Origin of the sequence: Paraniabella ginsengisoli (assembly GCF_022513635.1) — a bacterium.
In the GTDB taxonomy this organism is placed as follows: Bacteria; Bacteroidota; Bacteroidia; order Chitinophagales; family Chitinophagaceae; genus Niabella; species Niabella ginsengisoli.
In genome coordinates, this window is the sequence record NZ_JAKWBL010000001.1 from 1,706,951 (window position 1) to 1,731,799 (window position 24,849).

General features: G+C 38.3%; 32 protein-coding genes. 13 read left to right on the plus strand and 19 right to left on the minus strand.

Annotated elements, in window-relative coordinates; genetic code table 11:
• Positions 1-108 precede the first annotated feature (108 nt).
• The 7 genes from MKP09_RS09280 to MKP09_RS09305 all read right to left on the minus strand — a co-directional run bounded on the left by MKP09_RS09280 (position 109) and on the right by MKP09_RS09305 (position 3,785).
• Positions 109-309, minus strand: coding sequence for a four helix bundle protein (locus MKP09_RS09280; RefSeq protein WP_240827435.1), 201 nt, complete (start codon positions 307-309; stop codon positions 109-111).
• Between the two features lie 137 nt (positions 310-446).
• A complete protein-coding gene (locus MKP09_RS25790; protein WP_317235206.1) occupies positions 447-629 on the minus strand; it encodes a carbon-nitrogen hydrolase family protein in 183 nt (60 codons plus the stop codon).
• Complete coding sequence (locus MKP09_RS09285; RefSeq protein ID WP_262915177.1) at positions 623-1,261, minus strand: nitrilase-related carbon-nitrogen hydrolase; 639 nt, start codon at positions 1,259-1,261, stop codon at positions 623-625. The genes MKP09_RS25790 and MKP09_RS09285 overlap by 7 nt, the downstream gene beginning before the upstream one ends.
• A 105-nt stretch (positions 1,262-1,366) precedes the next feature.
• Positions 1,367-1,786 carry a DUF4293 domain-containing protein gene (locus MKP09_RS09290; protein ID WP_240827436.1) on the minus strand — a complete coding sequence of 140 codons (420 nt, stop codon included), beginning with the start codon at positions 1,784-1,786 and terminating at the stop codon, positions 1,367-1,369.
• Between the two features lie 96 nt (positions 1,787-1,882).
• Entirely contained in the window at positions 1,883-3,163 is a 1,281-nt protein-coding gene (glyA, locus tag MKP09_RS09295) for a serine hydroxymethyltransferase (protein WP_240827437.1), read from the minus strand.
• A 115-nt stretch (positions 3,164-3,278) separates the two neighbouring features.
• Positions 3,279-3,536 carry a Txe/YoeB family addiction module toxin gene (locus MKP09_RS09300; protein ID WP_240827438.1) on the minus strand — a complete coding sequence of 86 codons (258 nt, stop codon included), beginning with the start codon at positions 3,534-3,536 and terminating at the stop codon, positions 3,279-3,281.
• Between the two features lie 105 nt (positions 3,537-3,641).
• Positions 3,642-3,785: a hypothetical protein gene (locus MKP09_RS09305; RefSeq protein ID WP_240827439.1), complete on the minus strand. Its 144-nt coding sequence runs from the start codon at positions 3,783-3,785 to the stop codon at positions 3,642-3,644.
• Positions 3,786-3,957: 172 nt separating this feature from the next.
• Between MKP09_RS09305 and MKP09_RS09310 the strand changes: the two genes are divergently transcribed.
• On the plus strand, positions 3,958-4,947 hold the full coding sequence (locus tag MKP09_RS09310; RefSeq protein ID WP_240827440.1) for a sugar phosphate nucleotidyltransferase: 990 nt from the start codon (positions 3,958-3,960) through the stop codon (positions 4,945-4,947).
• 211 nt (positions 4,948-5,158) lie between these two features.
• Here MKP09_RS09310 and MKP09_RS09315 read toward each other — a convergent pair whose 3' ends face one another.
• The gene (locus tag MKP09_RS09315) at positions 5,159-5,599 is read right to left on the minus strand and encodes a VOC family protein (RefSeq protein ID WP_240827441.1); all 441 of its coding nucleotides are present in this window, start codon (positions 5,597-5,599) and stop codon (positions 5,159-5,161) included.
• 577 nt (positions 5,600-6,176) lie between these two features.
• Here MKP09_RS09315 and MKP09_RS09320 point away from each other — a divergent pair.
• Positions 6,177-7,190 carry a YncE family protein gene (locus MKP09_RS09320; protein ID WP_240827442.1) on the plus strand — a complete coding sequence of 338 codons (1,014 nt, stop codon included), beginning with the start codon at positions 6,177-6,179 and terminating at the stop codon, positions 7,188-7,190.
• Between the two features lie 323 nt (positions 7,191-7,513).
• Here MKP09_RS09320 and MKP09_RS09325 read toward each other — a convergent pair whose 3' ends face one another.
• The 6 genes from MKP09_RS09325 to MKP09_RS09350 form a co-directional block, all read right to left on the minus strand.
• Positions 7,514-8,002 (minus strand): DUF3237 domain-containing protein, encoded by a 489-nt coding sequence (locus tag MKP09_RS09325; RefSeq protein ID WP_240827443.1) that lies wholly within the window; start codon positions 8,000-8,002, stop codon positions 7,514-7,516.
• Between the two features lie 242 nt (positions 8,003-8,244).
• A complete protein-coding gene (locus MKP09_RS09330) occupies positions 8,245-8,568 on the minus strand; it encodes a hypothetical protein (protein ID WP_240827444.1) in 324 nt (107 codons plus the stop codon).
• A 379-nt stretch (positions 8,569-8,947) separates the two neighbouring features.
• Positions 8,948-9,433: a hypothetical protein gene (locus tag MKP09_RS09335; RefSeq protein ID WP_240827445.1), complete on the minus strand. Its 486-nt coding sequence runs from the start codon at positions 9,431-9,433 to the stop codon at positions 8,948-8,950.
• Between the two features lie 49 nt (positions 9,434-9,482).
• Positions 9,483-10,028 (minus strand): hypothetical protein, encoded by a 546-nt coding sequence (locus MKP09_RS09340; protein WP_240827446.1) that lies wholly within the window; start codon positions 10,026-10,028, stop codon positions 9,483-9,485.
• Between the two features lie 179 nt (positions 10,029-10,207).
• Positions 10,208-10,897, minus strand: a complete 690-nt coding sequence (locus MKP09_RS09345; protein WP_240827447.1) for a DUF6794 domain-containing protein — start codon at positions 10,895-10,897, stop codon at positions 10,208-10,210.
• A gap of 1,114 nt (positions 10,898-12,011) precedes the next feature.
• Complete coding sequence (locus MKP09_RS09350; RefSeq protein ID WP_240827448.1) at positions 12,012-12,506, minus strand: hypothetical protein; 495 nt, start codon at positions 12,504-12,506, stop codon at positions 12,012-12,014.
• Between the two features lie 403 nt (positions 12,507-12,909).
• Here MKP09_RS09350 and MKP09_RS09355 point away from each other — a divergent pair, with 403 nt between their 5' ends.
• From MKP09_RS09355 to MKP09_RS09380, 6 genes are all read left to right on the plus strand, one after another.
• Complete coding sequence (locus MKP09_RS09355) at positions 12,910-13,899, plus strand: NAD(P)H-dependent flavin oxidoreductase (RefSeq protein ID WP_240827449.1); 990 nt, start codon at positions 12,910-12,912, stop codon at positions 13,897-13,899.
• 318 nt (positions 13,900-14,217) lie between these two features.
• Positions 14,218-14,649: a hypothetical protein gene (locus tag MKP09_RS09360; RefSeq protein WP_240827450.1), complete on the plus strand. Its 432-nt coding sequence runs from the start codon at positions 14,218-14,220 to the stop codon at positions 14,647-14,649.
• Entirely contained in the window at positions 14,646-15,263 is a 618-nt protein-coding gene (locus MKP09_RS09365; protein WP_240827451.1) for a hypothetical protein, read from the plus strand. The genes MKP09_RS09360 and MKP09_RS09365 overlap by 4 nt, the downstream gene beginning before the upstream one ends.
• Before the next feature lie 80 nt (positions 15,264-15,343).
• Positions 15,344-15,982, plus strand: a complete 639-nt coding sequence (locus MKP09_RS09370) for a hypothetical protein (protein ID WP_240827452.1) — start codon at positions 15,344-15,346, stop codon at positions 15,980-15,982.
• A 44-nt stretch (positions 15,983-16,026) separates the two neighbouring features.
• Complete coding sequence (locus MKP09_RS09375) at positions 16,027-16,698, plus strand: TonB-dependent receptor plug domain-containing protein (RefSeq protein WP_240827453.1); 672 nt, start codon at positions 16,027-16,029, stop codon at positions 16,696-16,698.
• Complete coding sequence (locus MKP09_RS09380) at positions 16,686-16,952, plus strand: hypothetical protein (protein ID WP_240827454.1); 267 nt, start codon at positions 16,686-16,688, stop codon at positions 16,950-16,952. Before MKP09_RS09375 ends, MKP09_RS09380 begins: the two co-directional genes overlap by 13 nt.
• 202 nt (positions 16,953-17,154) lie before the next feature.
• On the opposite strand, the gene MKP09_RS09385 is transcribed toward MKP09_RS09380, so the two are convergent.
• The gene (locus MKP09_RS09385; RefSeq protein WP_240827455.1) at positions 17,155-17,526 is read right to left on the minus strand and encodes a DMT family protein; all 372 of its coding nucleotides are present in this window, start codon (positions 17,524-17,526) and stop codon (positions 17,155-17,157) included.
• Between the two features lie 221 nt (positions 17,527-17,747).
• On the minus strand, positions 17,748-19,364 hold the full coding sequence (gene ggt, locus MKP09_RS09390; protein ID WP_240829447.1) for a gamma-glutamyltransferase: 1,617 nt from the start codon (positions 19,362-19,364) through the stop codon (positions 17,748-17,750).
• 345 nt (positions 19,365-19,709) lie between these two features.
• Here ggt and MKP09_RS09395 point away from each other — a divergent pair, with 345 nt between their 5' ends.
• From MKP09_RS09395 to MKP09_RS09405, 3 genes are all read left to right on the plus strand, one after another.
• Entirely contained in the window at positions 19,710-20,471 is a 762-nt protein-coding gene (locus MKP09_RS09395) for a phosphoglycerol geranylgeranyltransferase (RefSeq protein WP_240827456.1), read from the plus strand.
• Between the two features lie 184 nt (positions 20,472-20,655).
• Positions 20,656-20,874, plus strand: coding sequence for a hypothetical protein (locus tag MKP09_RS09400; protein WP_240827457.1), 219 nt, complete (start codon positions 20,656-20,658; stop codon positions 20,872-20,874).
• Positions 20,853-21,698: an LLM class flavin-dependent oxidoreductase gene (locus MKP09_RS09405; RefSeq protein WP_240827458.1), complete on the plus strand. Its 846-nt coding sequence runs from the start codon at positions 20,853-20,855 to the stop codon at positions 21,696-21,698. Before MKP09_RS09400 ends, MKP09_RS09405 begins: the two co-directional genes overlap by 22 nt.
• Before the next feature lie 436 nt (positions 21,699-22,134).
• Here MKP09_RS09405 and MKP09_RS09410 read toward each other — a convergent pair whose 3' ends face one another.
• Complete coding sequence (locus MKP09_RS09410; protein ID WP_240827459.1) at positions 22,135-23,004, minus strand: M20/M25/M40 family metallo-hydrolase; 870 nt, start codon at positions 23,002-23,004, stop codon at positions 22,135-22,137.
• Positions 22,974-23,432 carry a zinc-binding metallopeptidase family protein gene (locus tag MKP09_RS09415; protein ID WP_240827460.1) on the minus strand — a complete coding sequence of 153 codons (459 nt, stop codon included), beginning with the start codon at positions 23,430-23,432 and terminating at the stop codon, positions 22,974-22,976. Before MKP09_RS09415 ends, MKP09_RS09410 begins: the two co-directional genes overlap by 31 nt.
• Before the next feature lie 80 nt (positions 23,433-23,512).
• On the opposite strand from MKP09_RS09415, the gene MKP09_RS09420 reads away from it, so the two are divergent.
• Both MKP09_RS09420 and MKP09_RS09425 read left to right on the plus strand, forming a co-directional pair.
• A complete protein-coding gene (locus MKP09_RS09420; protein WP_240827461.1) occupies positions 23,513-23,800 on the plus strand; it encodes a hypothetical protein in 288 nt (95 codons plus the stop codon).
• Between the two features lie 2 nt (positions 23,801-23,802).
• The gene (locus tag MKP09_RS09425; protein ID WP_240827462.1) at positions 23,803-24,069 is read left to right on the plus strand and encodes a type II toxin-antitoxin system RelE family toxin; all 267 of its coding nucleotides are present in this window, start codon (positions 23,803-23,805) and stop codon (positions 24,067-24,069) included.
• Between the two features lie 47 nt (positions 24,070-24,116).
• Here the strand turns inward: MKP09_RS09425 and MKP09_RS09430 are convergent, their stop codons facing one another.
• Positions 24,117-24,845: a LytR/AlgR family response regulator transcription factor gene (locus tag MKP09_RS09430; RefSeq protein ID WP_240827463.1), complete on the minus strand. Its 729-nt coding sequence runs from the start codon at positions 24,843-24,845 to the stop codon at positions 24,117-24,119.
• Between the last annotated feature and the right edge of the window lie 4 nt (positions 24,846-24,849).

A 24,849-nucleotide genomic window follows, 5' to 3' on the forward strand; every position in this document is an offset into this window, starting at 1 on the left:
CTTCGCAAGACTTATATATCTTAATAAAATCTTCATCAGAAATTATATTTCTCTTTTTGCCAGATAAATACACCCGACAACTTCTATGTCAGACCGCAGTACTATTCCCTAAAAGCGCTTGAATTCTGGATTTGATTGTCCTGTAGAACCTTCAGCGATATTTAGTGAAATAGAATCAGCTGCGCGTTTAATTTGTGTAGCCAGAACAAATCTTTCGTCTGAAGGAAAGCGTTTTGCCACTTCATCCACAACCGCAGAAAGATCAACTGCCTTTTGCCAAACAATAAGTTTTTCAAACTTAAAACTCATAAATACCCCATTTTATAGTTAATACATAGTATATGGCGAGGGCTTCTTTCTGACTTCCGGACTTTCCGTCTTTCTGACTATTTATTCGTCGATGAATCGCTTCGTAATCGGCTGATAAGAATCAATTCTTCTATCTCTTAAAAAGGCCAATGCATGCGAAAAGAATCAGATTCTTTTAGGTCCAAGGTTACAACTTCTGTTTCCTCATTTTCATGCGAAGCCAGATAAATCAATTTTCCTTGTCCATTGGTTGCAAAGCTGCCGCCCCAGAATTTCATAGCACCGTCTTGTTCAAACCCAACGCGGTTAACACTTACCACGGGAATACCATTCGCAACAGCATGACTGCGTTGTATCGTTTGCCAGGCATTATATTGGTCGTTATTGGTTTCTTCATCCTGATCGGTAGCCCAGCCAATAGCGGTAGGATAAAAAGTATTTCCGCACCCATTAATGATGTAATACGAGCGGCTTCCGGATACCATTGATCCCAGCATATCAAAACCCCAAATGTTGCGAATTTCGTTTTGAAAACTTTATACCCTAAATCACCGGGGGTGAAATAAAATTTTTCATAATAAGCAGGATCATCAGGAATATGCATTTTGCGATACTTTCCCAAATAAGAGCCGTCTGCATCCAAAACCGCTGTGGTATTGTGATACAGGCCTTCGGTTCTTTTCTCAAAAAGCGAAGCGATAATTACTACACCCAATTCTTTTGCCACTTTTTGGAGAGCATCGGTTGAAGGGCCGGGGATAGGCTCTGCCAATTTGAAATTATCATAATCTTCTACATCGCAAAAGTATAAAGAGGTAAATAACTCCTGCAAACACACAATTTGCGCGCCTTTTGCTGCCGCTTCTTTTATTTTTTCGATGGCTTTATTTAAGTTGTCCTGTTTATTGTCAGTGCAACTCATTTGAACCATTCCTACTTTTACTTTTGACATATTGCAAAATTTAAAGGCGCAAAGGTACTTTAAATTGAAGGGTTACAAACAAAAAATGCGAAGCAAAAGATCGCTCCGCATTCAAGAAGTTTAAAGATGCATTATTTATCTTAATCTATTCAAATCTTTGATCAGTTTTTGATCTTTTCTTATACCACTTATCGCAAAGAAGAACCCAATTAAGATAAACAAAGTAAGAATGGCTGTAATAGCAATATTTCCTGTAGCAAAACTGCTTGTGTAGCTCCAGTAAAGTGCAATCAGACCAATAGACATCAAAAGCCCTAAAATACTGAACTGTATCTGCTTACGCCTGTCTTTGAACAAGAATATGGTAACCGCTGATAAAATAACAATTACAGCTGTAAGTGCTATTAAAGGTATATTATCTACTGCTGAAAGTTCCGGGCCAGTTACATTTTCCACACCAGGCGCTACCGTACCGCTATAAAACGGAAATTTAAACGTTAATCCGCTGCAAACTGTGGAAAGCAGCAACCACAGTGTTTGTTTTCTTTGAATCATAGTGTTTTAGTTGACAGTTGATAGTTTGACAGATGACAGAAATATATGATGATAGCCAACAAGCCAGTCAACTATCATCCGTCATCTGTCAATTCTTTATCCCAATTCAGGATATAATGGAAATTGTTTCATAAATGCTTTTACATCTTCCCTCACATTTTCAATTAACTTTTCATCGTCAGGGTTCATCAATACTTTGTCGATCATATCCACTACCTGAACAACGTCAGTTTCTTTCAGTCCGCGCGATGTTACCGCCGGAACACCTACTCTGATACCCGAAGTTACGAAAGGAGATTTATCATCAAAAGGTACCGCATTTTTATTTAAAGTGATAAACGCTTTATCTAAAGTTTCCTGCGCTTTCTTACCTGTAATGTTTTTATTACGCAAGTCTATCAACATTAAATGATTGTCGGTGCCACCGCTGATAAGATTGTAATCTTTTGCTACAAATGCTTTCGCCATTGCCTGAGCATTACTTACAATTTGCTGTGCATAAGCTTTAAAACTGTCGTCCAGAATTTCTCCAAAAGCAACTGCCTTCGCCGCAATGATATGTTCCAACGGCCCACCCTGAATACCAGGGAAAACAGCCAGGTCCAGTAATTGGCTCATCATTCTTGTGTTGCCTTTTGGATCTTTTAATCCCCATGGATTTTCGAAATCATGGCGTATCATAATAACGCCACCGCGTGGGCCGCGCAATGTTTTATGTGTTGTGCTGGTGATGATATGGCAATGATCGAATGGATCATTCAGTAAACCTTTTGCAATCAATCCGGCAGGATGTGCAATATCAGCCATTACAATCGCTCCTATTTTATCTGCAACAGCGCGAATACGGGCATAATCCCAATCGCGGCTGTAAGCAGACGCACCGCAAATGATCATTTTTGGTTTTTCAGCCAGTGCTTTCTTTTCCAGATCATCATATTCTACAAGGCCGGTATCTTTATTTACGCCGTAAGAAATTACATTATAATGCTTGCCGCTAAAATTGGCTGGGCTGCCGTGTGTCAGGTGGCCTCCCATACTTAGATCAAGACCCATAATGGTATCTCCGGGCTTAAGCACAGCCATAAAAACAGCGGCATTAGCCTGTGCGCCGCTATGCGGTTGTACATTAGCCCAGCTTAAATTAAACACCTGTTTCAGCCTGTCAATAGCCAGATTTTCTATTTCGTCCACCACTTCACAGCCGCCATAATATCTTTTACCGGGATAACCTTCGGCATATTTATTAGCGGGTACGCTTCCCATAGCCTTCAGAACCTGGTAAGACACAAAGTTCTCTGAAGCGATTAATTCAATATCGTGACGTTGGCGCTCTAATTCTTTATTGAGCAGGTTGAAAAGGATAGTATCGTTTTGCATGGCGCAAAGGTAAGGGGCAGAGGCGTAAGTTGAAATGTGGATGGGTTCAAAAGTTGAAAAATTGTGGATGAAGCCACTTTAAATGTGTGGAAGAGAGTCTGCATTTATGAGCAACTCAATAATGACCATAACAGGAATAAATAATAATCAAATCATCTGTAACGGAATAAACAAGCCGATGTTCATCATTGATTCTTCTCGACCAAAATCCACTAAAATTGCCTTTCAACGCTTCAGGTTTTCCTAATCCCGTAAAAGGTGTGTTCTGAATATCAGAAATCAAGTCAAAGATTTTAAACGCCAATTTTTGATTGCCCGATTTGAATTTTTGAAATTGCGCAATTGCATCCGGAGAGAATTGGACTTTTCTCATTTTACTTTTCGCTTAACATAGATTCTAAATCTTTCATAGAATACACAACTCCTTTTCCGGCTTCAATATCATCGACAGCCTTGTCAATCCTGTTCCAATAAGCTTCTATCGGTTCGTTCTGCAAAAAGAATCGGCCTCATCCTGAACAGCAATGGTGATCTGCACATTGCGCCCTTTTAGCAACTGCTTCATTTTTTGAAAAAAATCATCAGTAAATTCAGATGATGAGATTTTAATTACCGCGTCCATTTTCTTGTTTTCCCAAAGTTAATATTTTATATAGACACTCATGCTATTGTTTAGCTGCAATCAATAAATACACCGCAACACGGTAATGCTGCTAATAAATTTTCTTTTTACTTACCTTCACTTTTTTTGTAACATATTCTAAACTATCTCCCGATCAGGGTTTGTTATATATATGAAGGCAATTATTCCTGTTGCAGGTACCGGAACTAAATTGAGGCCGCATAGCTACACGCAACCAAAGGCGCTCATTCCATTGGCTAATAAAACTGTTTTAAGTATTATTATTGATCAGCTGAAAGATGCCGGGGTAGATGAATTTATTTTTATCATCGGTTATCTGGGTGATAAGATCTATCATTATATAAAAGATAAGCACAGCGATATTATTGCTCATTTTGTGGGACAGGAAGACAGGAGAGGAGTGGGCCACGCGGTTAGCCTTACTAAAGATGTGGTGAAGGGTGATGAAATTTTGATCACGTTGGGCGATACGATCTGCGAATATGATGTTAGCGAAGTATTACGCAGTCCCGGCTCATTGATTGGCGTTCGCAAAGTAGATAATCCAAAAGATTTTGGCGTAGCCGAAATCGATACGAATGGTATTATCGAATCTGTAATTGAAAAGCCAAATATTCCTAAGTCCAATATGGCTATGGTTGGTGTGTATAAAATTGCCGAAACAAATATGCTGTTCGATTGCCTGGAGAAAAATATTGCTGCCGGCCTTCTTTCACATGGTGAATTTAGTATTACGGATGCCATTAAGTGCATGATCGATAATGGCGTAACCTTTCGATCGTTCAAAGTAGATAATTGGTTTGATGCTGGCAATAAAGAAACGCTGTTAAGATCCAACGCTACATTGCTTAAAAAGATCGGGTTAGAAGCCGATGCAGCCCAATATCAGAATACGGTGATCATTCCACCTGTCAGTATAGGCAAAGGTTGTTCTATCGAAAACAGTATTATTGGCCCTAATGTAACCCTTGGCGAATACACCAGCCTGAACCAATCCATAGTTAAAAATTCGATCGTTGGCGCTTATTGTAACCTGTACGACATTGTGCTGGAAGACTCTTTAATAGGCAGCGACACCAGTTTAAAAGGCGAATCCCGCAGCCTGAATATCGGCGATAATACCAGCATAGATTTGGGATGATTTTTTTGTCCCGGCTAATGAATATATGGCATCTTCGTTGCGTCGCACACTTAATCTGTAGAATATAGATCAACCTATATAAACGATTGCTAAAACAATAACGGTTGCAAAGCATTTCTGATCCTGAATTAGCAAGATTAAAAACCTTATTTATCTATAAATTCGAGATGCCTTGAGAAACATCTCGAATTGCAGCGTTCGCTATTCCTGTCTATACTTTTCCGTTATAATTCGGATCAAAATCCACCATCCATTCAATACCATATTTGTCTCTAAACATGCCAAAATAAGAACCCGAAGCGCTTTCTACAATAGGCACTTCAATTTGTCCGCCAACCGAAAGCCCGTTAAATAATTTATCTGCTTCTTCTTTGCTTTCTGCGTTTATTGAAATTTTACTTCTGTTTTCATTTTCATTTGTCCGCCCCATGCTTTCAGGAACATCATTTGCCATCAACATATTATATTTACCAATAGGCAAAGCAATATGCATAATTTTATTTTCTTCTTTTTCCGCTACAGGAAATTCAGGGCTTGCAATGTCTTTGAAACGAATAACCTTTGCAAACGTTCCGCCAAATACTGATTTGTAAAAGGTAAATGCTTCTTCGGCGTTTCCGTTGAAGTTAATGTGAGGATTGATTAGTGCCATAGTTAATAAATTGATTTGTATGTATTTCAAATGTACCGCTTAACTAAAAATCAAATAAGGTATAACCGCGTCAAAAAGCAGGCTGATTGCGCCATCTTGTTTAAACGTACTTTGCAGGCGGAGTTCCTCAACATTTAAGTGGCATTTTTTATGAAATATCTTTGCGAAGCAAATTGCATTTTTCTAAAACTGAATTTGTTTTTTTTAAATTATATCAAAATTAAAAAGGATTTATTAAAAAAATCAATATATTTGAAATGCTAATTAGGTATATTTAACCTCACATCATTTTGAGTGCTACATGTGTTTTTTTATAAGAACTAAAACTAATGCATTAAAAAAACTAATTTAATTCAACTTAAAGCTAATTATTTTTAGTTTTCATGTTATAAGCACTCCAATAAATTTACAGAGTTACCCCCTCCAAACATTTGATTAATACGCCTGTGCTCAGTCAATAAATTCTCGATGTATGCACGAGATGTATGCACGAAAAGACTGTTTAGGTTGTTTTATCCGGAAAGTTGACAACTTTTAGCCCCCTTCATTCGGAATATTAATTTTAAAATAAATTAAAATGAAAAAAGCAAATGTAATTGTTGGACTAATGTTGTTATTGGTAACTTCTTTTGTGGCATGTAATGAGGATGATTTACCAATTAAAATGTACGAAGAAAAAGTTGTGGTAGCCAATAGAGGCGGCGGAAGTATTAGTTTTATTGATGCAACTTCAAACCAGGTAACTAATACTCTTCCTATTGCGGGTTCTGAACCAATGTATGTAGTGTATGTTCCCACAAAGGACAAGATATATGTGGGAGACAGAGCATCAAACAAAGTGCATATAGTAAATCCTGAAACCCAGGTTGTGGAAAGTGCAATTACAGTTGGAAATGGTGTATTCCATATGTGGGCTGATGGGCAGGGAAAACAACTTTGGGTTAATAATGATGTTGATAATACCATTTCGGTTATTGATTTGAATACAAATACAGTAGTAAAAACAATAAACGTAGGCATGAAACCACATGATGTGTTTTTGACAAATGATGCTACAAAAGCGTATGTGTCGGTATTTAATTCCGATGCTACAATGCCGGATAAAATTTTTATGTACGCTACTTCCAGTTATATAAAAACAGCTGAAGCAAGTGTAGGTAAGGATCCACATTTATTTCATTTATCAAATAGCAATAAATTATTTGTTCCTTGCCAATCAGGTCAAGTCTATTCGTTAAATGGAAATGATTTAAGCACTCCTTCTAATAATCCATTTGTGGGTGCCCACGGAATATTCTCATCACCCGACCAAAAGAATTTATTTGTAACTAATATTACAGGTGGCCAAATATATTCTATCGACGCAGCCACAAATACTCAAAATGGTACGGCACTAGCGTCGTTAAGTTCTATACCTCATAATATTGTGGTAAATGAATCAGGTAATAAAATGTTCGTAACCCACTCAGGCGCAACAGCAACAACGGTTTCAACTTATACAATTAATGCTGCAACATTAACAGCAGGAACTACTATAACAGCAGGAATGAATCCGTTTGGATTAGCATATTATAAAAGGGAAATACAATAAAGTTTTATCGATGCACAAAACGTTCTATATAAGGTTTTCCATTAACATACGAAAAGCTGTCCCCGTTGATTTTAAGTGTCAGTTTGTTCATTACACTTAAAGTTCGGGTTCGCGCTGTCGTCAAAGCATGACCACTAACGATTAGGTATTTACGATGCGGCGGAAATACTTATTCGTTAGCTGAATTTTGTATAAAAACAAGTTGGGCTTAAAAGATGAGCATTCGCCGTCCGTAGCCCAGCCAAATTATCTAAACGCCTGTTGGTAGCGGGATTTAGTAATAATAGGGGCTATTAAATATTGTTGAACCTTAAGCTTTTAGTTTATTTGATTTCAAATACATTATAAGTTACTCCTCCATCACTAAAACTTCCAACCCCAACTCCAAGCAGATAATTAAGCCATTCATACTTTTTGGAACTTGTTTCAAATATGGGTGTAATCCTCCAATAACTTGTACCATCTGGTTTCTTGTAAATGATTCCTGAATAGGAATTCGAAATCAATTGGCCGTCATCAGTTTCAAGAAGCAACCTGACATCTAATTTGCTGGTAAGAGAGTCTAAACGCAAAATCCAATCGGCTCCAAATGCCCTTACTTTTCCTTTGAGTTTGGGGCCTTCAAAACTGCCGCCTTTTATCGGATAGATCGTTCTTCTGCCTATCGGTATTTTACCAATATCAAAGGGTGTGTCTATCGATAGGGTGATTTTGTAAAGAAATTCAGATGCTAACTTTTGAGCATTTGCCGTGTTGGTCATTAATAGTGCTATCGCTATGACGATGAGGGAAGCGTTTATTCGTTTTTTCATTTGGTTTGTTTATAGTTTGAGTTTTATAATTAATAGTTGCTACCAACGGTTAGGGCTTGGTGATGAGGCAAGGATTTTTGCGCTAAAGTTAAATAGAATTAATAATGTTGAACCTTGCACAAACGCCTAATCAAAGTCGTTCAGCCCCGCTGTTGGGAATACTTGTGTGGCTGGTGTTCTTGCCATTTTTCTAAATGGTAAGTTTTATGTTGTACGCAGTGTTGGCAAATAGAATCAACTTTCTAATCGTAAACAGAGATGCGATTTAGCCCCATCTCCTTGTATTTGCTGTTGAATTCCCGCACTTGGTCATACCGCTTTAATGGATTTATGTCCAATACAACATTGCCTATTCGATGTAAATACTCTTTCTTATAAGAACTACTTGGAGCAAAAATTTGCAAAGTATCCTGACCACGCTTCCTGTAAAATAATTCGTTGGTGTAGAACGTCTGTTTTACATTAACTCCACCAGGATTTATCTCGTTTATTTGAAAAATAGAAATTTCTTCATGGTTTCCTGCGAGGCCCCAAGTTCTTGCTTCGATCTTTATCTTCTGATTCATTGGGGCAAAATTTAATACGGCTTCACTTCTATTACCCTCCATAAAACGATCCGCTTTCTCAGGGGAGTTGCAGTTAACAAACAAAGCAAAGGGCAGGAAAATTTTAATGAACATCATAAGGTCTATAATATATGGTATTGCGTGCAACGTTCGAGGTGTTGGCGTTGTGCAGTATTTCCGTCTGTGCGCTACCGATGCTGATTGAAGACATAAAAAGCTCATTATTATTTTTACAGCTTGGCATTATTCGTCTGATGAAACTAAAACTCAATAGCGAACAAAAGTTGAGCATTTGTTCGTCAAGCCGCACTATTGCAAACCGCTTGTTATCTGCTGTTTTTCTTTATGTTATTTGTTTCTATTTTTCCATTTTTTATAGTCAAGACATAAGTTGGATTTTCAGGTATTTTTTTCCAAACCAATTGTCGGATAACATAATTTTTCTATATTTTGATTTTGAATAAAAGCTTTTTAGTTCATATAAATTTAGATTAATCCAATTTGCTAAAATCATTCCGTCTTTTTCTGTAATATTTATTTGGTTTTTACTGAAAAAGCCTTTTAAATTTTCAATTTTGTCATTATTTTCATCGCCATAACACCTTTGAATTTTCTCTAAGTAAATTTCATTGTCAATTACTCTCCAAATTGCTTGATATCCTCTCCAACAAGCAGTGTTTGGAGCTGTTTGTCTCGTATAATTAAATGGTCTAAATTTTAAATTTAAAAACTCAAGTGGAAAATCACTCATTTCGCATAATTCTATAGTATCTTTTTCAATAATCAGCAAATCTGGTGTCTGAACAGTTGCTGATAATTTATTTAAGAAGATAAATAAAATTATAATTAAAATAAAATTTTTCATATGACGAGATTTTGTGTTGGCGGTAGTTTTGTGTCTGAAAAGGATTTATCTATTTCTGTTCGCTTAAATAGTCTACCAAGGAATTTAAAAGCGGATTTAGAACTTTCTTGTCTGAATATCCTTCCCACATTAAATTCAAACGAACTTCGTTTCTGAAAATCATATCTGACCGCATTGGGTCGTATAGACTTAATCGTGTCCGAAAGCCTTGAGCTTTTAAGTCTTCGTTTGAGTTGATTAAAATAACAAATGGTTTGTAATTTTTATAAGCGTTGTACAAACCTATCTTGTCTGAAATGCTTGGAATTTTATCAGAAAGCCCTTTAGCAATTATATCTTTTTGCAATTCTGAAAGGGTCATAACTTCTTTAAAATAATTTAATTTTTTCCCTATCTCAATCCATGAAGTATTATTAGGGACTATCAAAAGTGTTTTCAACGTGTCTGCATTAACATTCGTCTTTTTTAATATTGTAACTTCTTTATGACCTGTTGTAGGAAAACGTTCAGAGTTTGAACTTGCTGTCTGCGCAGTGATTTTATTACAAATCAAACAAATGGCTACAGAAAAAACTACTAAAAATCGTCTCATCATTTGTCTACGTTAATATATTAAATGTTCGAAGTTATGCCAACTAAAAATCTTGAATGGTTTAGAGTCTTACAACGTAAATATCAAAATATAAATCGCTTTAAAACAATATTTTAAGTTTATGGATTTTGTCCTGCCTTACTTTGAAATGAATCTTGCAAATACCACGTTGGCAGTAGTTTTTATTCTTCGAGTTTAAATAATTCGTGATTGGGAACAAAAAGAAAGTCATTCCTTATTTTATAACATTTCTCTAGTCGCTTCTTTAGTTTTTCATCATAGTATTTTGTAACTTTTATGACAAGAGTTTCATTGTCCCATTCGATAATTGTTCCCTCAATTTTTGTTCTCAATAAAAAGTCTTTGATAAAATCACACCGTTTGTCAATATATCCACTCACTTTCTTGCCCGGTGACCATTCAAGTATTTTTTCATTCATTTTGGCTTTTTGTAACGAGTCTTGGCTTTGTCGAATTTGCCGCTGATATGTCGTGTCATTTTTAAGTCTATTTAGATGTTCTGTTGATGCTTTCCAATAGTCTTGATAGCATTTGACTTGTTCATCTAAATTTCTGTCTTGTCCTTTGAGTTGTCGATAATAAGAAGTCAGAATAATTCCAGACATATCGTCTGGGTGATATATACCGATTGAGTTAAAATATTTTGAAAGATCACCATCTTTCCAAAGTCTCCAATTATTTCTAATCCAGATTCCAAGTCCAAAGTGGGAATTACCAATGAATTGGTCTTCTGTCATTGCAAGTATTTGTTGTTTGGTAGTGTCATGGTGAATTTTATCAAGTTGTGAAATTGCCTCTTCAAGGTTTTTAGGCTTGTATTTCAAGTCGGCTTTAGGCGGTTGTTGTCCCAAAATCGTTAATGTAAAGAATAGAAAAAATACAGTTATGAAGTTCTGTCGCATGTTTTGTTCGGTAAAATTACTACCAACGATCAGGTATTTGCGATGAGGCGGCAATCCGTGTTCATCTGTTCAGTTCTGCACTAAAGATAAACAGAATTCCCAAAGTTTAGCGCATGTTGTCCAGCCGCCTTATTGCAAATACCATGTTATGTGCCGTACTATGTCGTACTTTCATATTGTCAAGTCGGTTGGTTCATCCACCCAATGATTACGGCTACTCCTAAAATATGAACAACTGTAACAATAATCTTTGACGATACTATTATGTTCTTCTTCACCAAAGTCCCAATGAATAAATACAGAATTGAAATAAAAAGTAACAGTAACACTAAGATATCAAGTCCAGGTCCAGCCAAATTAGTTGGTGCTACTTTATGAGAAACATACAGTAATAAAAAGCCCAACAAATAAAATACAACGTGAAACAGCGGTCTGTCAATTATACTTTTCAATATTTTATTTTTTTATCGTTATGTGTCGTGCTGCTCAAAAGTCTTTGTCAAGGTTGCAGTGATTGTCAAACTGGGTACTGTGTCCACTTGCTTATGACTTGAACTAAAGTCCACTCGCTGCAAATGCCAAGTGAAAAAACAATGAACAAAACATAACAAAAACTGAACAAGAAACGTCAAGCTGATGTGGGTTTTGGGTCAAGTCAAACCTAAAAGATAAAGAACATTTTACTGTCGCCCCAACGTTGGTGGAACTGTTGGACAGTATGGCACATAACGATCAAATATACGCAAGTTTCAAATAATCTATATTTAAAGATACTACAATCAGCATATTATAGCTACGAATATTTAAAATGCGAAGGCTTATAAATACTCAAAATGCGCATGTGGTATCGTATGTACAACCCTGCGCTAATCCATACCCCCTTTACACTAAAAAAGACGTGGCTCACCATGTCTTCTACTGTGTCAACTACATTATTTTACGTGGTTCACCACGTCTTATGCTCCGTTTACCACGTTGTATAACCCCATTTACGGAGTATTGAACGTGGCCAACCACGTTATACCACCCCGATAACGGATTGCTGAACCTGGTCAACCACGTATCAGGCACCCGTATCGCCAATTGGCGGTGTAGGTGTTGGGCTTCCACCACCTGTAAAAAACTGTCCCAGTTCGGCAACTTTGGTAGCGTAGCCTATGGCGCCGCTGTTGTTTTTGTACTTGGCAAATTCATAATCGGTAAGTGCCGCCTGGTAGTTGTCCCAGTCGTGCAGAATTTTAGCTGCGTTTAGCCCGGTTATAATGCTTTGCAGCCGCTGCACGGCATTTTGCAGTATGGAGGGGGTGGCGTAGTCCTGCTCAAACTCGTCCCAATCCACATCCTGGCTACTAAGGATGGGTTCCCCAATGCGGTAGTCTTTTACCTTGTTAATGATGAGTTTGTTTTGCTCGTTTACGCTACCATACTGGCGGCGCTCATCAGCAGAAAGGTTGGCTAATTTGCCGGCAACAGTAGTTTCTAAGGTGTTCAATGCATCAGTTAGCGCCGTTTGCTCAGCAGTGGTGAAATGACGGCTGTCAAAATTAGTGAATGGCATAATTGTGTGTTTTAGGTTAAACAAATGGGTTTCGTTTTGGTTAAGGCAGGCTGGTGTATAAAACCATATTAAAAATAGGAAAATATTCAATAGGTTCGTCATCCGATAGCTATTCAATCGTGTCGGTGGCGGGGTTTTGCGCGTAATGATGGCACGTTGTCGAGTGCGTCCTTCCGACCGTAGCAGAGCGAAGTGGAGGAATCTCGTTTTCCGGAGTGTGGCTTGTGCTGGAGATTGCTCGGCTCCACTTCGTTTCGCTCGCAATGACGGTGGCGGGGTTTCGCTCGCAATGATGGTAGGGCATGAACACCTCATTTTTCTGTAGTTTTACAAATATGATAGGTTTCGAAAATCTGTTTTCCTAATAATCATTTCAATCAAATAAATCCAGTTTCAGACAATCATGCTACAAACCAGAATCACCCAACTCTTCCATATCCAGTATCCCATCATCCAGGCAGGTATGGTTTGGGCAAGCGGCTGGAAACTGGCTAGTGCTGTAAGCAATGCAGGTGGGTTGGGTGTTATTGGTGCAGGTTCTATGTCGCCGGATATTTTAAGAGAACATATCCAAAAATGCAAAGCTGCAACAGGCAAGCCCTTCGCTGTTAATCTTCCGCTTTTATATCATGATATAGAACGGCAGGTACAAATCATTATTGAAGAAAAAGTGCCCATTGTTTTTACCAGCGCCGGAAACCCCAAAGCATGGACCAAAACCTTCAAGGATGCGGGTTTGATCGTGGTACATGTGGTAAGCAGCAGCAAATTTGCCATTAAAGCCCAGGAGGCGGGTTGCGATGCAATAGTAGCAGAAGGCTTTGAAGCAGGTGGCCACAATGGCCGTGAAGAAACTACAACTTTAGTGTTGGTGCCTCTTATTGCGGATGCAGTTAGCATTCCTGTAATTGCAGCAGGCGGCATTGCAACAGGCAGGCAAATGCTTGCTGCATTTGCGTTGGGTGCTGAAGCTGTTCAAATGGGAAGCCGTTTTGTAGCATCGCTGGAAGCATCTTCTCATATTCATTTTAAAAAGCGTGTTATTGAAGCAAAGGAAGGCGATACGCAACTTTCATTAAAGCAACTAACGCCTGTCCGCTTGTTGAAAAATGATTTTTATAACAAAGCAAGCGAAGCCGAAGCGAAAGGCGCATCTATAGACGAGCTTCGTACCCTGCTTGGACGAGGCCGCGCCCGAAAAGGGATGTTTGACGGCGACCTGGAAGAAGGGGAGTTGGAGATTGGCCAGTCAAGCGCGCACTTATTAACGATATGCCTGCTGCGGCTGAAATTATTACCAATATCTGGAATGAGTTTAATGAGGCAAAGCACACAGTTGCAAAACTTTAAGTATCTTTCTTGCAGCTATTGCACACAGCGAAACAACGAATAAGAAGTATACAACGTTGTTTTCTTTGTATCGTAGCGGCCTTTGAGTATAACATACAATGCCATTAGCTTAAGGAGTGGCTATGTTTAAAACTTGTTTTCTATGCAGGCTTTTATCGCGGTTCATCTATGTTACTATGTGGTTAAAAAATGAAAACACATAGTAACATAGCTCAGCTGTTGTATTAGGAAACAATAGTTTCAGATAGCAAAGCTTCGCTTTGTGACTTAAGTTAATGACATTGGTAAACATATAAAAATACCAAGATTGTTTTCTTTGTATCCATAGCGGTCTTTGTGTGAAACCATAATGTACAGATTTATGCAAAAAGCAACCTTTCTAAGCTGTTTCTTTTTATGCTGTATTTCCACTACACAAGCTCAGTTCGATGCTTTTCAGCAAAAAATAGAGCGATACGATAGTATCTCCACTTTTGATGGACGTGAGCGCATCTTTGTTCACTATGATAAACCCCAATATACCGTAAATGATACGCTCTGGATGAAAGGATATATTGTAGCCGGAGCGCTGAACATGGTTAACGACAGTAGCCGTATTGCTTATGTTGAATTTATTGACGCCAACGGCAACCTGGTAAAACGCATTAGCGCCTTGTGTGGAATCGGGCTTTTTTATAGCAACATCACTTTAGGCGACCAGTTGTTTGCACAGGGCACGTACACATTAAGGGCTTATACCAACAGGATGAGGAACTTTGGTGATTCGCTTTTTTTGAAAGTTTTATTAAAGTGATCGATCCAAAAGCAGCGCTATGGAAAGCGACATTGAACGACCTGAACTTTACGAACAATAAATTATTTATATCTGCAGGATTAAAATCTGAAGATCAGAGCCCGATAGCAAACAGCAGGGTTGATGTGGCTATGAAGTCTAATAATAAAACGGTTTTCCGGCGCAAGATGGTGACCGATGCCTATGGCAATATTTATATTGATACTTTATTGAAAGACCCGAAGGCAACTAAAAACCTAAGGCTTGAAATAACCAACAAAAAGCTGCAATTACAAATTCCGGTTCCTGCACAGCATCAACAGATCAACCTTCAGTTCTTGCCGGAAGGCGGCAGCTTTATTACAGGCTATAAGCAACGTGTAGGTTTTAAAGCTGTAGATATTTACGGCAAAGGTGCCGATGTTAAAGGAATCATTAAAGATAACACTGGCAAAGTGATTGATTCTTTTAGATCAGTTCACAACGGTATGGGTTATGTGTGGCTGCAGCCTGTGGCCGGACAAACTTATACGGCGTTGCTTGAAAATGGTTCAACATATCCGTTGCCATTAGTGGAACCAGGTGGTTATTTATTACAGGTAGATCACAATGAAAAAAAGATAGTATTGTTATAAATGTAAGATCAACACCTGATCATGTTGGTAAAACATTTTTTATTACAGGTTCTACAAGGGGAAATTGTTATCTGAAGGGAATGCTGAAAAATAAACCGCAGTATGACATAAAAGTGGCGTCAGAAAATTTTCCAAGTGGTGTTGCAAGGTTCACCATTTATAACGAAGCGGGTATTCCGGTAAATGAGCAGGCCATATTTGTTTGGCATGATGATGCATTGAAAATGAACCTGCAAACGAATAAGCCAGATTACATTAACAAAGACAGTGTATTGCTATCGCTTTCAGTAAAGAATAAAAATAATGAGCAAATGCCTGGAAGCTTTTCTATTGCGGTAATTGATACAAGCCAGGTGGAAATAAAAACAGACGCTGAGAATATATTAAGTTATATGTTGCTTAGCGCAGAGCTAAAAGGTAAAGTTGAAGCGCCCTATTATTACATAAAGCATCCATATAGCGAAGCAACCAAAGCATTGATGTTAACGCAGGCCTGGGTACGTTACGTACTTAATGATACTTTAAGAAAATATGATTATGAAAAAGAATTTACCATAAATGGGAAGGTGACCAACTTATTTAATAAACCCTCTCCAAACACCAAGGTAACGCTGTTCGGCAGACAGGGACAATATGGTGTTTTTTTAAAGACACGGTCACCGATGCCACCGGTTCTTTTTCCTTTCAAGATTTTCCTGTCTTTATTACAGATAGCATAAGCACGCTGATCAAAGCAGTAAATAGAAAGGAAAAATCTTTTGGTGTGGGAATTGATGTTATTACTAAAGAGTATGCTGAACTGCCCGAATCTACTGTGATATACGATCCTAACAGTATCATATTTGATACGGCGGTAAAAAAATCCATTGACAGAAGAACATTGGTGATGGAACAGTTAAAAAGAGATGGGCGATACCTGGAGGAGGTTTTTGTAACAGCAAAAGCGCGAATTCCGGATTCGAAAAACTTAAACGAAGATGGTGGAGCCGATCAAACCATTACACAGGCAGTGCTGGAGCAAACGCCAAAAAAGACCTTGTTCGATCTTTTGCAGGAAAAAGTACCGGGATTTAGGCGGGGAACCCTTCGAAGAAGTACACAGCAGGATTATTTCATCCATTCAAACAGAGTGCGATTCGTTTTTGATGGAGTCGATTTAAATTTTTTCTTTAATCAGGATGATCAGGGTCCGAAAATGGATGATGACTATGTTCAATTTGTAAATTCCTATATCAGGTATTATGCAGCAGAAGATGTGAAAGGTATAGAGATTATGAATTCGCCGGCTTATAACAGTTCCTATAAAAGCCGGTATTTAACTACCGCTGAACAAATAAATGCAAGTCCGGTTACTACAGATTTTTCATTTGTAGAAATTACGACATATGGCGGGGTAGGCCCATTTTTAAAAAAATTCCGGGTATGTATTTGTTGAAACCCGCCGCACCCTTTGTTGGCAAACAATTTTACAGTCCGAGATATGCTTCTCCGGATGAGGAAACTGTTTTTCCCGATTTACGCCAAACTGTTTATTGGAATTCGAATGTCGTTACTGACAAGAAGGGTGAAGCAAAAGTTTCGTTTTATACTTCAGAAAGCAAGGGTAGTTATCTGATCCTTATTCAGGGTACTGATCTAAAAGGAGGTTTTGGAACATTGATGGCGCCGCTTCATATTAATACGCAGTAAGAAATTAATTTGAATTTTATCGTCATTCCGACCGCAGTTTTGCCTCAAGCAAAACAAGCGGAGGAATCTTACAACATGGAGATTGCTCAACTCTACTTCGTTCCGTTCGCAATGATAATATTATTATATGTCATCGCTCTATTGATCTCGCAAGGCAAATCATAAACTCGCAATGACGGGCTTAAGTTAATAGCATTCCCTACTAACCTTTAAAAATAAAATACACTGCAGCTATCAGAAAAATAAATCCTATTAGATGATTGATGCTGAAGTGAAAATTTTCGAAAGCGAGTTTGGAGAAAATAATAAAAACTACAAGCGTAATAACTTCCTGAATTACTTTTAACTGAAGCAATGAAAACGGCCCGCCGGTTTCAGCAGAACCAATTCTATTGGCCGGAACCTGAAAACAGTATTCAAAGAACGCAATACCCCAGCTTATTAATATGATGACCCACATTGCTGTTCCGGAGTGGCTGCTGTTTTTGCCAAAAAATTTTAGATGGCCGTACCAGGCCAGCGTCATAAATGCGTTTGAGAGAAATAATAACCCAATGGTGCTAATTGATTTCATGAAGGCAGGTTGAATGATAGTTTAATAACTGTTGAACAAAGATTGAATAGCAAACGCCTACGAAGTCCGAAGGGCTTCAATCAAAATTGTCCGGAGTAAATCTCCGGACATTGAAGTTGAATATACGGACTATGAAAAATCACAAATTCACCACACTTCAGCACTATCATCCCCGCGCTTATCTGCTACGGCTTCAAACGTTCCGTCAGGCAAAACTTTTATCACTTCAGTTCGTCCAATTTCGCCACGTTCCTGAAGCCGGTAACCCATTTTTTCAAAGACTCAGCAGTTGGTGTTAAAAATTCTTTTTCTATAAATACCTCGTCTGGCAACCATTGGTGGTGAAACTTCGGCTTGTTAACAGCGTCGCTTGTATTCATCTTAAAATCTATAATATTCACTATGGTTTGAAATACGGATGTTGGAATAGTAGTGCCCCCTGGCGTACCTACAACTAAAAAAGGATTTTTGTTTTTAAGAACGATTGTTGGTGCCATCGAGCTTAACATTCTTTTGCCCGGCTCAATCGCATTGGCTTTTCCGCCAACAGCCCCAAAAAGATTGGGTGCACCAGGCTTAGCACTGAAATCATCCATCTCGTCATTCAGCAAAAAGCCTGCGCCGGCAACAACAGTTTTACTGCCATAATTATTATTTAACGTAGTGGTTACAGAAACTGCATTGCCATCTTTATCAATCACACTCAAGTGTGTGGTTTCTTCACTTTCATAGCCCGGCACAACACCTTCAACAACTTGTTTGCTATTGCCTGCTTTTCCCGGCTCATAATCTTTCATTCGGTTCTTTAAATACGCTTCATCCGAAAGTTCGGCAACAGGCACTTTATAAAAATCGGCGTCACCCATATATTTGGCGCGATCTGCATAAGCCCTTCGTTCAGCTTCTACCATTAGTTGCACCGATGCGGGTGTTTGAAAACCCATATCTGCGATTTGATAAGGCTCGATCATTTTCAGCATCTGGTGTAGCAACAAGCCACCGCTGCTGGGCATGGGCATTCCAACAACAGTATAATCACGGTAATCAAATATTACCGGTTGCCTGAATTTAGCTTTGTAGTTTTTTAGATCTGTTAATGTTATCAAGCCTTTTCCACGCTGCATTTCAGCCACAATCATTTCAGCCGTTTCGCCTTCATAAAATCCTTTTTCACCTCTGTCTCTTATTCTTTTTAAAGTATTGGCAAGTTGTTTTTGAACAAGCGTTTCGCCTTTTTTCCAGGGTGTTTTTTTAACAAAAACCGGAACTTCAGTATTATATTTTTCAAATGAGTTTTTAGTATAATTAAGCGACCTGGCTTCTGCAGCGGTAATGGCAAATCCTTTTTCGGCGAGTTCAATAGCCGGTTGAATCAATACTTTCATCGGCAGCTTTGCAAATTGGTGCGATGCAAACAAACCTGCAACAGTACCCGGCACACCGCAGGACAAATGCCCATAAAGGCTTTTTTCGCTATCAGGGTTTCCGTTTTCATCTAAATACATATCCCGAAAAGCCGCTGCTGGAGCCATTTCCCGATAATCAAGGGCAACGGGTTTTTTGTTTTTAAATGTTGCAACCATAAAACCGCCACCGCCAATATTGCCTGCACCTGGGTAAACTACGGCCAAAGCCCATTGTGTAGCAATGGCTGCATCAAAAGCGTTGCCTCCTTTTTTAAGCATTAATAAACCGGCTTCACTGGCAAGAGCATGAGCCGAAACTACGGCGCCGTTTTTACCTTTTCCTTCTTTAGTAATAGAATAATGGAACGCATCGATCTGTGCTTGCGAGAAAAGAGAAATAATGAGTAGTAAGGCCAAAAAACGAAAGTGCATCAATTTTTTTAGAAAGATAGTAACATTCTATGATTTCAGGGTAGACGTATAAAATTGGACAAGAAAAATTGTGTTTACTGAATTCAGGTTTGATTGCCGCAGATTCGCAGATTTTCGCCGAAGGCAAACTCTTATAAATTAATCTGCCAATTTGCGGCTAAACTATGAAAGCAATGCCACGAATACACGAATGATGCACTTTTTGTGCATTCGTGTTACCATTTTAACATCACGTAAATCAATATTTATTAGTGCATTCGTGGCATAAAAAATTATGTATCTGCCCTGACAAATGCTGGTTTTTTCGAAAAAAAGTGCATTTTTGCAAAAACCTGCCTTGATCTAATGAAGATGAATATTTATAACTCCCTTTTGGAAAAGAAGAGAAATGCGCAAAAATCCTTTGTCGTGTTAATCGATCCTGATGGAGTAACAGCATCTTCGCTGGAAAAACTCATTCAACTTTCGCTTAAAACCAAAGTAGATTACTTTTTTGTTGGCGGTAGCCTCGTTATTTCCAATCATTTAGATGAGGTTGTGCAACAGATTAAAGCAAGTTGTGACATACCAGTTATATTGTTTCCCGGCAGTCCGTCGCAGGTAAGTAAATATGCGGACGCATTACTATATCTCTCTCTTATTTCAGGTAGAAACCCTGAGTTACTAATTGGCCAGCACGTAGTTTCTGCACCCTTTGTAAAAAAGAGCGGATTGGAAATCATGCCAACAGGCTACATTGTTGTAGATGGCGGTGCGCCCACAACCGTGTCTTACATAAGCAATGCATCGCCCATCCCGGCAGATAAGAATGAAATCGCCATGTGTACGGCACTTGCCGGTGAAATGCTTGGTATGAAACTGATTTACATGGATGCTGGAAGTGGCGCAAAGACTCCTATCACCGAAAGCATGATACAATCAGTGGCTCAGAATGTAGAAGCTCCTTTAATTATAGGCGGCGGCATTACCGATCCTGAAAAGGCTTATCTTAATTGTAAAGCAGGCGCCGATGTTATTGTTATTGGCAATGCCATCGAAAAAGACCCTTCGCTCATTTTGGAAATGAGCCAGGCCATTCACACATCATCTGCCAAAGTAAATATTTAATTTTTTTGTAGCCAGCTTTAGTGCTACTATCATCGATATTGCCACGCTCGGTTTATCGTCCCGATTATAAATCGTCAAAAACAAGTACGATGTGCGTGCCTCAAACGTACATTGTATATCTCACATCGTACATGCCATCAACTTTTCCTTCTCTTTCCTGTTAATCATCTAAATTAAACACATCATGGCTCAGACTATGGAATTAGGAATAGGAATGTTCGGCGATCTGCATATAGATGCCAACGGAAAGCCGCAACCGGCGCAACAACGGCTACAGGAAATTATTGAGGAAATAAAATTGATGGATCAAACCGGTCTTGACTTTTATGGAATTGGTGAGCATCATCGCCCAGATTATGCGGTGTCTGCTCGGAAATTATTTTGGCTGCCGCTTCAACAGTAACTAAAAATATTAAGTTGGGCAGCGCTGTTTCGGTACTAAGTTCTTCCGATCCTGTAAAGTTATATCAAAGCTTTGCAACGGTTGATCTGATCTCAAACGGCCGCGCTGAATTAATGGCAGGCCGCGGTAGTTTTATTGAGTCTTTTCCGCTTTATGGCCAGGATTTAAAAGATTATGATGCATTGTTTGATGAAAAACTGCGCTTATTATTACAAATAAATCAGCAAGATCCGATTTCATGGAAAGGGAAATTCAGGCCTGAACTTAAAAATCAAACTATACTTCCACGCGCTTTAAATAATAACCTCAAAATGTGGGTTGCAGTAGGAGGTACACCTGAGTCGGTTGTACGTGCTGCCACTTTAGGTTTGCCGGTTATGTTTGCAATTATTGGCGGAAGTCCTGTTCAATTCAAACCTTTATTTGAATATTATAAAAATGTTTACCAGCAATCGGGGCACGATATGGACAAATTTGAAATTGGTGTACATGTTCATGCTTTCTTTGGTGAAGACAGTAATGAAATCGGCGAATACTATTATCCAATTTACTCAGGACAAATGGACAGGATCGGGCGCTCGCGTGGCTGGCCTGCTTATCAGCGCGCACAATTCGATCGTGGCCGAGGCAAAGGCGGCCATTTAATTATAGGAGACGTAAACGAGTCGGTTGATAAGATACTGGAATTGCACGAATTATTCGGGCTAACCCGATTTTCAGCACATATGGATGTAGGCGCACCTTCTCATGATAGAATGATGAAATCTATTGAAGTTTTTGGAACGAAGATAGCACCGAAGGTTAGGGAAGCGTTGAGAATGTAAAATATTAAATGCTGAATTCAATGTAGCATCACGTCAACCATAAGACCTATGCTTGTTATCATCCTGCGGCATGTGAGGATAATTTCGTTCGAACAAATAAAGGAGCATCGAAGTTCTTGAAACTGGTTAAAGGCCGTAGGCCTGTTCAAATGTTGTAGCTTCGGAATTTATTCCGAAGAAAAATACGGTTAGGTCAACGAGTGCCGTTGGCACGATATATTTTATGAAACGAGCCTACGGCTCTCTATTCTTCTGTCTCATTTGTGCCAACGAACTAAAGTTCATTGTTACAATATTGAATCGAAGCTACGCTTCTCCCTCGTATTGCTTTTAAAACGGTCGCCTGTAGCAGGATGACAGATATTATATGATTGACATAACGGTAGAATCTGATTGTGTTTTACCTTCAATATTTATCATTTAATATTCTACATTTTCATCTCAACTCACTTGTATCCACTCTCGTCGGAGTATCTTTTCCTGATATGATGCTTTGCGCACTAATGCCGATTGATTTGATAATCTCTGTCATATTCTTAAGATCCAAAGTACTTACTTCGTCGCTTGCCTTATGATAATTAGGTTCGCTATCCATTTTCGATGTAGAAATGGTATGGGCCGGAACCCCGAGCCTGGCAAGCGTTGCGTTGTCTGATCTGTAAAATAATTGTTGATCAGGGTAGGGGTCTGGGTGAAAAGTAAAGCCGCTTCCTTGCAGGTTTTTTTGTAAAATATCTCCCATACTGGTTTTTTCGTAACCGGTTATATAAGCTGAATTTTTACCCCATTTGCTATCGGTGCCAATCATTTCGATATTAAACATGGCGATCACTTTTTCAGGTGCTAATTGCTTGCTGAAGTATTGCGAACCAAAACCACCAACTTCTTCAGCTGTAAAAGCTGCAAAGATCAATGTCCTTTCATTATTATTTGCAGACTTAAAATACTTCGCCAGTTCCATCACAGCTGTAGTTCCTGATGCGTCGTCATTGGCGCCGTTATAAATGCTATCCCCGTTCTCTGGTTCGCCTATACCAATATGGTCATAATGGCCAGAAAAGACCACATATTCAGCCTTCAACTTTTTACCAGGCAGTACACCCACAACATTCGACAGTTTACTTTCTTTGATCGTATGTTTTGCTGTAAGCGAAAAATCTGTTGTATCAACATCGCCTAGAACAAAAACCACACTTGCATTAGTTTTAAAGAAATTTCTTTTTAAAAGAGCAAGCCTGGTAAACCGGTCAGCAAAACTGTTATCCACTAATACGATCAGGTTTTTATCGCTGGAAGCATATTGCATTGCTTTTGAAAAAGATTATCTCCAACAATAATTTTTTCAATAGTGCTATTAGCGGAAGTAAAATTCAGATCAGGCGAAGCCGTAAGAACAATGATGTTTTTAGGATCCAATTCTTTACCACCGCTTTTTGCCGATATTGATTTCTGTGTAGCGCTAACCATCGAAAAAGATTGTAAGAAGCTTTCTTTCGCTAAGGGTTTCAGGCCTGCTTTTTTAAATTCAGAAGCAATAAAATCTGCTGCCTTATCAATTTCAGGACTGCCGGTATTTCTCCCTTTCATTTCATCGGAAGCCAGCACGTTGATGGTTTTTGTTACGTCGGTAATGTTTACGGCAATATTTTTTGTGCATAAGATGTAGCTATGATAAACATAGGTAGGACTACAAATGTTAGTTGTTTTTTTATTCTCATTTTTCTTATTGTTCAAATAATTGTATTAATTTTGTTCAAAAAAAACAGTATTAAATTTTAATAAAACGCTTCAATTAGCCATAAAAAAGCAAACAAATGAAAGAGGTTATTATAGCTTATCAGAAACTGCAAAAGAATCTTACTAAGGTAATTGATAAGAGTGGATTTAAAACGGATTATATCGCAAAGCGTATTGGAATGACGTCTGGAAATTTTTACGTTAAAAAAAGACGTGGCAGCTGGTCAGACGAAGAGATGCTTAAAATACTTGAGATTATAGAAAATGATGAAACTGAAAATTATTTATTGGGACAGATTATCAGCGAGGTAAGAAAAGAAGAAGATGGAAATATTGATGAGTTAATGGCCGTACTGAAGGCGTAATTATGCAAGTAATTCCAAAGAAATTATTTATTAAAGAAGTGGAAAATATTCCAAAATCTTATAGGGATAAGATACTGAAAATGATAATGCTTATGCAAGAAGCTAAAGAACTTAATGAAATTACATTTCTTGAAAAACTATCTGGTTACAAAACTTACTACAAAATACGGATTGGCTATTTAAGAGTTGGCGTTGAAATTGATTTAGAGCATACAATTCATTTAATAACTTGTAAAAAGAGAGGAGATATCTATAAGCATTTTCCATAACTTTTTTAAGACGCAACCTTCAATATATTTGGCTTGAAGAAGCATTATCAAAAACTCATTTTTTCTTTAAACTTAACCGTTTGCCTGCGGCTGATTTCAATCTTTTCTCCGCCCTTCAACTCAACTAATAAACCATTGTTGAAATACGGTTCAATTTTTTCAACCATCCGCAAATTGATGATATGTTTGCGATTAGCCCTGAAAAATGTTTTAGGATCAAGCCTTTCTTCTAAAGCGTTTAATGATTTCAAAATAAGTGGTTTGTGGCCGTTAAAGAAAACTTTAGCATAGTTTCCAATACTTTCAAAAAGGCGAACTTCATTAAGTTTTATAAACCAACATCTGTCTCCATCCTTTACAAAAACCTGGCTTTGCTCTGTAAGTAAGTCATTGTTAATAAAAGCTTCATCTGATTTTATCTCTTTATTTTCTAGAGTATTTATTTTCTTTATAGCTGCTTCAAGACGTTTGGGTTCGATAGGTTTTAGCAAATAGTCCAATGCGTTCACTTCGAAAGCTCTAAGTGCATATTCGTCAAAAGCTGTTGTAAAAATTACTTTCGGTATAAATTCCAATTCGGAAAGCATATCAAATCCGGTTTTGCCTGGCATTTGTATGTCAAGAAATATCAGGTCGGGTTGATGACTGTTTATTTTTTCGATTGCTTCATTAGCGTTCGATGCTTCATCAACTACTTCGATATCAGAAATATGTCTTAACATTTTATTGAGCTCAGCACGCGCAAGACGTTCATCATCAACAATAATTGTTCTCATGTAA